Source organism: Bartonella sp. AP150HLJHH (genome assembly GCF_042196385.1).
Classification (GTDB): domain Bacteria; phylum Pseudomonadota; class Alphaproteobacteria; order Rhizobiales; family Rhizobiaceae; genus Bartonella.
In genome coordinates, this window is the sequence record NZ_JBHIQC010000001.1 from 333,147 (window position 1) to 346,080 (window position 12,934).

At 38.8% G+C, this 12,934-nt stretch carries 3 protein-coding genes and 1 pseudogene; all 4 read left to right on the plus strand.

Annotation, left to right across the window (positions count from 1 at the left end; genetic code table 11):
• Positions 1-328 precede the first annotated feature (328 nt).
• Positions 329-499, plus strand: a complete 171-nt coding sequence (locus ACFING_RS01220; protein ID WP_375629299.1) for a hypothetical protein — start codon at positions 329-331, stop codon at positions 497-499.
• A gap of 329 nt (positions 500-828) precedes the next feature.
• Entirely contained in the window at positions 829-1,185 is a 357-nt protein-coding gene (locus ACFING_RS01225; protein WP_375629302.1) for a hypothetical protein, read from the plus strand.
• Positions 1,186-1,559: 374 nt separating this feature from the next.
• Entirely contained in the window at positions 1,560-6,665 is a 5,106-nt protein-coding gene (locus tag ACFING_RS01230) for a Vomp family autotransporter (RefSeq protein WP_375629305.1), read from the plus strand.
• A gap of 830 nt (positions 6,666-7,495) precedes the next feature.
• Positions 7,496-12,934 (plus strand): annotated as a pseudogene (locus ACFING_RS01235) (hypothetical protein); the annotation flags it as partial.

Below are 12,934 nucleotides of genomic sequence, written 5' to 3' on the forward strand. Positions count from 1 at the left end.
GAATAAAAGACCTTAATGGTAAAGATTTAAAAAATTGATTGCTATTATTTTGATTTATTAAAATGCTTCAAGAAATGTAAATACGAATATACCCTTTATTAAAAGAAGACAGTTTTAGCTTTTATTTTCGTATAGTTTTAAACGTATGCTTTATAATGCAACGCTCTACAGATATGCAACGTACTCCAAACACAAGTATTGCTTTAGGGTAGTGGAGCGCAAACGGAAAAATAATGGAGCGTTTCTGTAGGCAATATGGCTTACGCTTTAGAGAAAAGCAGTATCGCAATAGGTAGTGAATATAATAAGAAGAGCGAATACGGGGAAAATGATTATACAACTTTCGAAGAGTGATTATTCAACAGTAGTAGGAGCTGTTTCTAAAGCTTTAGAATATGGTTCGATTGCTCTTGGTCACTCCGTACATAAGCATTTGCTCAAGAAGCTATTTCTATGGGCTTCTATTCAAAAGCAAAAGGGGTTGGAAGTATCGCTTTAGGTTCCTATTCTAAAGTGATGGTTGATGGGGGGCTATCGGGAACAGCTCTGTGTCTGGTAGGACTGCTGGCGTTTTTGGGGATACGTCTGTTCTGCAAGGACTGGCTAAAAACACCTAATCTCAATGGAAAAGTACGAAAGTTTCAGTAAGTATTGGTGTTCCTAGTAAGAACATAACGCGACAAATTATAGGCGTAGCAGCTGATAGCAAATCTGCCGATGCAGTGAACCTGAGACAGTTGCAAGATTTAGAAGAAGTCATAAGAAAAAAAGGGTGGAAACTGTCTATTTCTGGTGAGGCAGCTAAAGATATGGGTGCTAGATAGTACAATGAATTTTTCATCGGGAGGAAGTAACTTCAGGGTTAAAAGAGATAAGGACGATGAAAATAAGCTCATATTTGGTTTGGCTAATGATATAGCATTGAAAAGCATAACATTAGGAGAGAAAACAACAGTCGATGCAACAGACTTAGTAATTACTGATGGTTTGCAAATAACCACCGGTAGTATTAATGCGGCAAGTAAAAAAGTAACAAATATTGCAGAAGGAACTAGTAATACTGATGCAGTAAATTTTTCACAACTGAAGGGAATAAAAGAACAAGTAGCAGTGAGTATTTTTGTAAAACAGGATACAGCAACGAGACACATTACTATTAGTAAGGATATAGATGGGGCATTTTAGTAAAAAGCTTTCATAAATCCTCTTATGAAATAAAAAAATCTTATTCACGAAAAATAAACTGATGCCTAAGCGGATGATCAATAGGCACAAAAAATTATACCTCTTTCAAAGAGGTCAAAACTAAAAACGACACACAACCTTTGATAGAAAAATGAAATCAATTCTAATATTAAGTGTTTTTACCTTCCTTAAATTGACTTTCACGAACTTGCCCCTAATTACCCCTTTAAAGGCGCTGTAGCAATAACAGCTTATGTCTTAATTTTATTTATGTTCTAAAACACGCTGCAAAAGCAGGAACATGCAAGGGAAATAAGAAAGCTCTAGAGCATACCTTTTTTGTGTTTTTGATCTGTTATTATGAAGGGGGTATTATGAAAAAATTATATACTACACAAAATCTGCGTGATTTGAGTTTTTCTCGTTCACATCATCGATCATCATTGTTTAAAGTGGCTTCGTTGGGAACTGCGGTGGCATTGTTTTTATCGAATGCTTCTCCTGTTTTTTCAGCAAATCTCGATTTAACAAAAGCATCTCTTGAAAATGTGAAGAATGCTGCCGTGGTTTATCCGCAAAGCATTATCTCTGCGTATGATGATTATAACAGTGGTACAGATGGTTATAATTCTGTAATAAATGTTTTAACAGCCGATGGAAGATTTGCATGGGAAGATGCGCAAAACATCTTCACAGCGAATGGTGCGCTCGTTTCTGATTCAAAAAGGGATAAGAGGACTAAAAAAGCTGTTGTTTTAGATCCAGAGAAATATACGGCAAAAGAGAAAAGTTTTGCCATAAACTCTATGGCTCGCACTTCAGGGCTAGACGGTATTGCGATAGGTTCTGTATATGATAATCAAGATGATATTAGGGATGCATTCGTAAATGCTTATTCTTCACGAGTGAGGGCTGATGGTAATGGAGCTATTTTTATAGATAAGAATGCTGAAACGCGTGCGGTTGAAACACGGGCGTATAACAATGTTGTTCTTGGGGAGGGTTCTGCGACTAAATCGCTTGCTGGCGCTAGCGGTTACAGTCCTATCGAGCTAAGCGAAAACGATAAAAACAATGAGATATGGAAAAGTACTGCAAATGCAGCGACTATTGGTGATTATAACAATAAGGTAACACGCCAGCTTGAAGGAGTGGCTGCTGGTAGTTATTCTACTGATGCCGTTAATGTTGCACAGCTAAAAGCGTTAAAAACTTACGTAGACGAAGGTTGGCAGCTATCTATTGGGGGTAAAAATGCCACAACGATTGGTATAACGAGCACGGTAGATTTGTCGGCTGCAGGTGACAACCTTAAGATTACAAAAGGTGCGGAAGATAATAATGTAAAATTTGATCTAGCTAACAATATTACAGTGGAGCGAGTTACCGCTGGGAGAAGCTCTATAAGTGATGACGGCATTCTGTTTGCTGATGGCGCTCGTATAACTGTGGATGGTATTGATGCTGGCAATAAAAAGATTACAGGAGTTGCAGCTGGAGAAGAAGCTTATGATGCAGTGAATTTTGCGCAGCTACAAGAGATAAAAAATCAAATAGCAGCAAATAGTCTTGTTAAGCAAGATGGTGGAGAAGAAGGTCGTATCACCATTGGTATAGAAACAGGTGGTTCTGAAATCAATGTTGCAAACAAATCGGGTGAAGATAGGATAATTTCCGGTGTGAAGGCTGCTGTAAACAATAACGACGCTGTTAATAAACAACAGCTCGATGGTCAGATTGCAGATGTTGTTGACACTATAAAAAGCAATAGCCTTGTTAAGCGAGAAGAAGAGACAAATCGTATCATCATCGGTAAGGAAATAGAAGGCACAGAGATTAATATTGCAAACAAATCAGGTGATGCTCGTGCAATTTCCGGTGTGAAAGAAGCAGTTAAGGATGATGAAGCCGTTAATAAAAAACAACTTGATGGTGAAATTGCAGATATCACGGACAGTATTAAGGTCATTAAAGAAGCAAATAACTTTGCGGTTCTTTATGATAAAAATGCAGATGGCACCATTAATTATAATAGCGTGACTTTGGGTGGTGATAAGACTACGGCACCGGTTGCTCTCCATAATGTTAAAGATGGCATGATTGCGCAAGGATCGCATGATGCAATTAATGGTAGCCAGATTGAAAAAATATCCCGAGATGTAGCAGTCATTTTTGGTGGTGATGCGGAATTTAGCGAAGGTATTTTGTTTGGTCCGCACTATCATTTATCGCAAATTTCTGAAGATGGTGTAGCAATAACTAAGGACCATAATAATGTTGGTGATGCTTTGACAGGGCTTGATGACAATATCAACAATGTGAATAGCCGCTTAACACATGTAGCTAATGAGTTTACTCAGAAAATTGATGGTGTCTCTAAAGATTCTCTGTTGTGGAGTAATAATGAGCAGGCATTTGTAGCACAGCATGGAGCAGACAAAGAAAATAGCAAAATTAAATTTCTTGCCAATGGAGACATTTCTGCTAATTCAACCGATGCGGTAAATGGTTCACAACTTTTTGTTACTAATCAGAATGTTACCACTGTTACAAATAATCTGACAACAATTGCTAAAAATATATCAAAGTATTTTGGTGGTGGTGCAGACGTATCTAACGGTAAGGCTCCCACTTACACTATTCAGGGTAAGCCACATAATGATTTTGAATCTGCTTTTAGTACTGTTGATAATTCTATCACGAATATACAAAATCAGATTACGAATGCGACAAAAAACAGCCTCGTTAAACAAGAAGAGAATGAAGGTACTATCACCATAGGTAAGGCAACAGGTGGTATAGAAATCAATGTTGCAAATAATGCAGGCAACGATAGGACGATTTCTGGTGTGAAGGCAGCTGTAAATGCTAATGACGCTGTTAACAAAGCCCAGCTTGATAAAAGTATAGAGATGATTTCTAATGATATTAATCTCACAAGTGCTGCTGCAGTTCTCTACGATAAAGAAAGCGGTGCCATTAATTATGGTAGCGTAACTTTAGGTGGGGTAGATAACCAAGACCCTGTTGCTCTCCATAATGTTAAAGATGGCATAATTGCGCAAGGATCGCATGATGCAATCAATGGGAACCAAATTAATAAAATATCTGGAGATATAGCAAATTATTTTGGTGGTGGTGCGTCATTCAAGAATAGTGCCTTTAAAGGACCAAAATATAGTTTATCTGTTATTGATACAGATGGTCAGATGGCAAAAGCCAACTATTATGACGTTGGGTCAGCTTTGACAGGTCTTGATGCAAATGTGAAGAGTGTGAATACGCATCTGACGAATGTGGTAAACGATGTTAATGAAAGAATCACGAATATTACTCAAGAAGTTAAAGGGGACGCCTTGTTGTGGAACGGTGATGAGCAGGCATTTGTAGCACAGCATGGAGAGGGAAGAACCAATAGCAAAATTAAGTTTCTTGCCAATGGAGACATTTCTGCTAATTCAACCGATGCGGTAAATGGTTCACAACTTTTTGTTACTAATCAGAATGTTACCACTGTTACGAATAATCTAGCAAAAATTTCTCAAAATACATCTCAATATTTTGGTGGTGGTGCAGATGTATCTAACGGTAAGGCTCCCACTTACACTATTCAGGGTAAGCCACATAATGGTTTTGAATCTACTTTTAATGCTGTTGATGCTTCTATCACGAATATTCAAAATCAGATTACGAATGCAACAAAAAATAGCCTCGTTAAGCAGGAAGAGAATGAAGGTGCTATCACCATTGGTGAGTCAACAGGTGGTATAGAAATCAATGTTGCAAATAATGCAGGCAACGATAGGACGATTTCTGGTGTGAAGGCAGCTGTAAATGCTAATGACGCTGTTAACAAAGCCCAGCTTGATAAAAGTATAGAGATGATTTCTAATGATATTAATCTCACAAGTGCTGCTGCAGTTCTCTACGATAAAGAAAGCGGTGCCATTAATTATGGTAGCGTAACTTTAGGTGGGGTAGATAACCAAGACCCTGTTGCTCTCCATAATGTTAAAGATGGCATAATTGCGCAAGGATCGCATGATGCAATCAATGGGAACCAAATTAATAAAATATCTGGAGATATAGCAAATTATTTTGGTGGTGATGCCTCATTCGAAAATGGTGCCTTTAAAGGACCAAAATATAGTTTATCTGTTATTGTTGAAGATGGTCAGATGGCAAAAGCCAACTATTATGACGTTGGCTCAGCTTTGACAGGTCTTGATGCAAATGTGAAGAGTGTGAATACGCATCTGACGAATGTGGTAAACGATGTCAATGAAAAAATCACGAATATTACTCAAGAAGTTAAAGGGGACGCCTTGTTGTGGAACGGTGATGAGCAGGCATTTGTAGCACAGCATGGAGAGGGAAGAACCAATAGCAAAATTAAGTTTCTTGCCAATGGAGATATTACTGAAAATTCAACCGATGCTATAAATGGTTCGCAACTTTATCTTATGAGCAACCAATTGGCTGCGTATTTTGGTGGTGGCGCTGGCTATAATAATGGAGAATGGACTGCTCCTACTTTTAAGATAGTACAATTCAAGGCTGACGGGAGCTCTGGTGAAAAGAAGAATTATCATAACGTTGCCAGTGCTTTTGACGGCGTAAGTGAGAGTATGTCTAAGATAAACGACCGCATTCAAAATGTTGAAAACAATGTCTCGTCCAATGGTTTAAATTGGAATGAACAGAAAGGAATGTATGACGCTAGTCATAAAGGTAAAGCGAGCAAGATTGATAATGTATCTGATGGTAAAGTTGAAAAAGGCTCAAAAGAAGTTGTAAATGGAGGACAGCTATGGGAGACGAACAAGAAGGTCACAGAAGTTGAAAACAGGGTAGACACAATTGAAAACAGAGTAGATAATATCCATCAACATATACAAGATATTGAAATTTCAGTCGCAGATGGTGCGGTTAACTATGATAAAGATGGAGAAGGAAACAAAACTAATAGGATCACTTTAGAGGGTGGAGATTCCAGTGAACCTGTTTTAATTGATAATGTTGCGGATGGCCGTATTGAGAAGGACTCGAAAGAAGCGGTGAATGGTGGTCAACTGCATGATTACACTCAGCAACAGATGAAAATTGTTCTCGATGATGCAAAAAAATATACGGATAGTCGGGTGGATAATATTGTTATTAATGCCATTGATGATGCTGTTGATCGGTCTGACCGATATACAGATATGAAGTTTAATATTTTAAGTTATGATATTAAGAGCGTACGGAAAGAGGCAAGGCAAGCAGCCGCCGTTGGTCTAGCAGTATCCAACCTACGTTACTTCGACGAGCCAGGATCTTTGAGTGTCTCATTTGGTAGCGGCACATGGCGTGGACAATCCGCATTTGCTCTTGGTGCTGGTTATACATCTGAAAACGGAAAAATCCGCTCTAATCTCTCTGCCACGAGTGCTGGTGGTCATTGGGGCATAGGTGGTGCAATCACTCTGAAAATAAAATAATACGAACAACGAAAATAGAACAAAACATCCACCCTTATTTATTGAAATAAGGGTGGATATTTTTTTTACAGACGCACAGTATTTATCTAGAGATAAGCATAATATTTGATGAGGCTATAGACTGTGAGGTTTTATAGAAGATTTTTCTATATTTTTGTTGAAAAAAGATCACAGTAGAATCCATATTGCTAAAAAGCTATATTTTTATGTTGCTATTTTCTTGAACAGTCTATAGCTATATGGAATTGTATATTAGTAAGACTCATTTTGATAAAATAACTTTCAAAGGGGAGGATAAGTAATGTGTAAAGATAAAAGGTACATCACGAGACCACACATATATCATTATATGATATATTAAAAAGAAAAAATCCAACTAAAAAGCCAGTTATCCAAGGAAAACTATATTCCGGACATATTACAATTTCTTTTTACTTTACTTATTATTAATAAAACCATGCTTTCTAATAAAAATAAAGTCTATAATTAGGAAAATACATACTAAAACCTAGTACAAAGGATTTTATAGTAATCACTACCAAGTAAAAAGTAATATTAAATATACAAGGCCCCTTTTTAGTTAAAAAAAACAGCACACTAAAACGATTAGACTCTAAATGTGTCATCTTTATGTCCACAAAACATAATCAAAAAGACAAGCATTTAGGTCTCAATACAGAGAGCACAAACAAAACAAGACTAAAGACTCAAAATGTTCACACTCTAAGCAATGATCGTCTACTCTAAATTCCAAAGATATCGATAATGCTAAAATGTGTCTTTTTTATGTTTTGGAGGTGTTTCTAAGTTTTTTCATTGGAGAGTTTGTTATGAAAAAATTATATGCCCCACAAGCTGCGAGTGAATTAAAACGTTCTCGTTTTTCTTTTGTTAAAGTTCTTTCGTTGGCTACAGCGGCTACATTCTTATCGAATGTTACGCCTGTTTTTTCAGCAAATCCTGATTTTAGAAACACGTTTCTTGAAGGTGTAAAAAGTGCCGGTGTGTCTTATCCACAAAGCCTTCTCTCTTTTGCTGGTTTGAATGATTCTGAAGACTATGCAAATTTTTTAACCAAAACTCTTACTAGTGTAAGTGATTATAGTCCTATAGTGAATGTTTTGGCAAAAACCAGCGATTCGATACGTTCAATTGATATGAATGCTGGAAGTAAAAAAATAACAAGAGCAGCTTTAACTCCAGGAGTTGTAACGGGCGGTCAAATGACTAGGGATGGGGTGTTGGGTAATCCTCTTGTCAATGGTGTACGGTCTGAGGGAAAATCTCATGATGCTATTGTGTACGGGCAAGTAGCGCAGACGAAGGCTGACCAAGGGATTGCTATCGGCTTAACTGCTTTAGCTGGTCGTAGTAGAAATACTAAAAATAGCATTGCAATCGGCTCTTCTCTAACCGATAGTTATGATGAAAAAGAGAGAACAGTTTCAGTTGGTGATTTTTCAATAGCTTTCGGTAGTAAAGCACATAGTTATGCAAATGAAGCGATTGCTATGGGGTACAATGCATATGCAAAGGAGCAGGCGTTGCAGGGAATTGCTATAGGCGCTAGCTCTAATGTGACGGTTGCGGGAGGTGTTGCTATAGGAAGTGATGCTATCGCTGATAGGGCTGCAGGTGTTTCAGGATATACTTCTTCGCTGCAGGGGGCAACAGAAAGCACTGAAGCGCAATGGAAAAGTAAGCAGGGTGCGGTTAGTGTTGGTAATAAAAGTACGGGCATAACGCGGCAGATTACAGGTGTAGCAGCTGGTAGTGAACTTACTGATGCAGTAAATGTTGTACAGTTAAAAGACTTAGAAAGTGTCGTAAGAAATGGTGGTTGGAAACTATCTGTTGGGGGTAAGGATACTAAGACCGTTATCATGGACAGCGCGGTAGATTTTTCCGCTGGAAGTGCAAATCTCACGGTTACAAAGGGCGATAAAGATAATAATGTAAAATTTGATCTATCTAAGGAAATTGCAGTCAATAAAGTAACTGCAGGAAGCAGTACCCTAGATGCAACAGGCTTAGTGATTACAGGTGGACCGAAAATAATCATTTCTGGGATAGATGCAGGGGGTAAAAAGATTACAGGAGTGTCTGATGGCACTGGAGCGAACGATGCCGTTAATTTTTCACAGTTAAGCAAAACCAATGAGAGTCTTTCGTCCACATCGAGAAATCTGGAAACGGCTATGGCCAATACATCAAAATATTTTGGTGGAGGTGCAGGAGTTGCTGGTTCTGCTATGACGGGACCAACTTATAACTTATCCAAGATTGATACAAAGGGTAATATAACAGAGGGCTCTTTTAAAGATGTTGGTAGTGCATTTACTGGTCTTGATACAAATATCAAGAATGTGAATGCACGGATTAAAGAAGTTTCTGAAGGAGTGGCACAGGATTCTTTGTTATGGAATGATGAAGCCAATGCCTTTGTAGCGCGTCATGAGAAGAAGCAAGAAGAAAAAGGCAAAGCTGTAAGAACACAAGAAAACAGTAGAATTACGTTCCTTGCAAAGGGTGAGATTACCCTAAACTCAACAGATGCAGTAAATGGTGGTCAGCTCTATACAATGGGTAACACGCTTGCAACCTATTTTGGTGGAGGTGCTGGATATGATGAAGTGGGCATATGGAGAGAACCGGATTTCAAGATCAAGCAGTTTAGTGAGGATGGTACTTCTTTTGACAAGAACTATACGAATGTAGCGGATGCACTTGCCGGTGTTGGAAGTTCTATCACGAATGTTCAGAATAAATTGACTGAACAGGTTAATAATGTGATTACCAAAGTGGAAAGCGAGAGCTTTGTTCAGCAAGACAAAACAACGCATCGTCTCACTATTGGTGCAAAAGTAGGTGGCGCAGAAATCAATATTGCAAATGAAAGCGGTGCGGATCGGATAATTTCTGGTGTTGGGGAAGCAAAGAACAATAATGACGCTGTTAACAAAAGCCAGCTTGATAGCAATATCAAGAATGTCAATAATAATGTAACAAATAAGTTTAACGAACTTACTAAAAACATAACGAATATTACTCAGCAAGTTAAAGGTGATGCTTTGTTATGGAATGATGAAGCCAATGCCTTTGTAGCACGTCATGAAAAGAGCAAAGAAGAAAAAGGCAGAGCTGTAGCCACTCAAGATAACAGCAAAATTACGTTTCTTTTAGATGGTGATGTTTCTAAAGATTCAACGGATGCTGTCACGGGTGGACAGCTTTATTCGCTGAACGAACAACTTGCAACCTATTTTGGTGGAGGTGCAGGTTATGATGAGCAAGGACAATGGAAAGCTCCAAGTTTTAAGGTTAAGACAGTTAAGGATGATGGTAAATCTGAAGAGATAGACTATAGCAATGTGGCGGATGCTTTGGCTGGAGTTGGTAATTCTGTTACGAATGTAAAAAATGAGATCAGCAAAGAGATTACGAATGTAGTGAGTGATAGCCTTGTTAAGCAGGATAGGATGGGTCTTATTACTATTGGTGCGGAAAGAGGCGGCAATAAAATCAATATTTTAAATCGGGATGGTGATGCTCGAATTCTTTCTGGTGTTAAGGCAGCGCAAAATGGGGACGAGGCAGTCAATAAAGCGCAGCTTGATGCAAGTCTGAAGGATCTTTCCAGCAGTCTTCAGTCAGAAGATTCAGCAGTGGTTCTCTACGATAAAAAAGAGGGTGAGAATGGCGGCATTGATTACACGAGTGTGACTTTAGGTAAAGGTAAGGATAAGGCGGCTGTTGGTCTTCATAATGTTGCTGATGGTCAGATTGCCAAGGATTCACGTGATGCAATCACGGGTGGACAGGTTAACAAAATCGGTGAGGATTTAGCTAAGTTTCTTGGTGGAGAAGCATCCTTTAAAGAGGGTGTTTTTACAGTTCCGACTTATAAAATCTCTAATGTTTCTGACGATGGTACAGTAACGACTAATTCACATAACGATGTTGGTAGCGCCTTTGCGGGTCTTGATACGAGTGTCAAGAATGTGAACACTCATCTGTCTAATGAGGTCAAAAAGTTTGATGAAAAACTAAGTAATATTACGCAAGCAGTTCAAGGCGATGCATTGTTATGGGGCAAGACTAAAGGTGCGTTTGTAGCGACGCATGGGGACAATAAAGAGAACAGCAAGCTTACATCACTTGCAGCTGGCTCTATAGTATCAGGCTCGAGTGATGCGATTACGGGTGGACAGATTTATGATCTGCAAAAACAGTTTGCGACGTATTTTGGTGGAGGAGCAGGTTATAATGAAAAGGGAGAATGGGTTGCACCTACCTTCAAGCTTAAAACTGTCAATTCTGATGGTAGTGCTGGTGAGGAAAAGGTTTACAATAGTGTATCGGAAGCATTTGCTGGAGTTGCGAGTTCTATCACGAATGTTCATAATGATGTGACCAATGTAGTCAGTGATAGCCTTGCCAAGCAGGATGATAATACGAAGGTTATCACTATTGGTAAAGAAGTAGAAGGTACAGAACTCAATATTGCCAACAGTAAGAAAGAAGACCGGATACTTTCAGGTGTTAAGGCAGGAGTACTTTCAGCAGAATCGACAGAAGTTGTAAATGGCTCTCAGTTATTTGCGACTAATAAAAATGTTACGACAGTGACTACTAATCTAGACAGTGTTTCTAAAAATACATCGAACTATTTAGGTGGTGGTGCTGATGTGCTTGTAGGCAATCTTCCGACGTATGTTGTTGGTGGTCAGTCATATCATGATGTTGGTTCAGCCTTTAGCGGTGTTGATACATCGCTGACAGATCTTCATAATGAGCTTTCTAAGAACAGCAATGAACTTACACAGACTATTGAGCAGAATGCTTTGTTGTGGAATGATGAAGCCAATGCCTTTGTAGCGCGTCATGAGAAGAAGCAAGAAGAACAAGGCAGAGCTGTAAGGACACAAGAAAACAGTAGAATTACGTTCCTTGCAAATGGTGAGATTAGCGCTAAATCAACGGATGCTGTAACGGGTGGTCAGCTTTTTGAAACGAATGATAAGGTTGTTACTTATTTAGGAGGTAATGCAGCTTTTAATAATGGTGCGTTTACAGGGCCGACCTATAGTTTATCGGAGATTGATAAAGATGGTAAGATAACAGCCAAACCTTTTACCAATGTTGGTTCAGCTTTTGAAGGACTTGATACAAATATCAAGAATGTCAATCAGAGGATTAAGGAAGTTTCTGAAGGAGTCGCACAGGATTCTTTGAATTGGAATAATAAAGCCAATGCATTTGTAGCTAAGCATGGAACGGAAGGAAACAATAGCAAATTGAAGTTTCTATTAGATGGAGAAATTTCTAAAGGTTCAACAGAAGCGATCACTGGCAACCAACTTTATTCAATGAATCAAACAGTTGCGACGTATTTTGGTGGAGGTGCTGGCTATGAAAATGGAGAATGGGTTGCACCCACATTCAAACTTAAAACTGTCAATGATGATGGTAGCACTGGTGATGAAAAGGTTTACAATAGTGTAGCGGAAGCACTTGCAGGTGTTGCAAGTTCTATTACGAATGTTCACAATGATGTGACCAATGTAGTCAGTGATAGCCTTGCCAAGCAGGATGAAAAGACAAAAGTTATCACTATTGGTAAAGAAGTAGAAGGCAGTGAAATCAACATAGCCAACAAGACTGGTACGGATCGGACACTTTCAGGTGTTGGTGAAGCAACAAAGGATAATGAAGCTGTTAACAAAGGTCAGCTTGATAAAGGTTTGAAGGATCTTTCTACCAGCCTTCAGTCAGATGGCTCGGCTGTTGTTCATTACGATAAAAAAGAGGGTGAGAATGGCGGCATTGATTACACGAGTGTGACTTTAGGTAAAGGTAAGGATGCAGGACCAGTTGCACTTCATAATGTAAAAGATGGTGCCATTGGTGAGAGTTCACATGATGCGATTAATGGTAGTCAGATCAACACGATTTCTCAGAATGTAGCTAAATTCCTTGGTGGCGATGCAAAATTTGTTGAGGGTACGTTTACAGGACCAACCTACAAGTTATCCAAGGTTGATACAGCTGGTAATATAACAAATGGCTCTTTTGATAATGTTGGTAGTGCATTTACTGGTCTTGATGAGAATATCAAAAATGTGAATGCACGGATTAAGGAAGTCTCAGAAGGAGTTGCACAGGATTCTTTGTTATGGAGCAAGGAAGCCGATGCCTTTGTAGCGCGTCATGAGAAGAAGCAAGAAGAACAAGGCAGAGCTGTAAGGACACAAGAAAACAGTAGAATT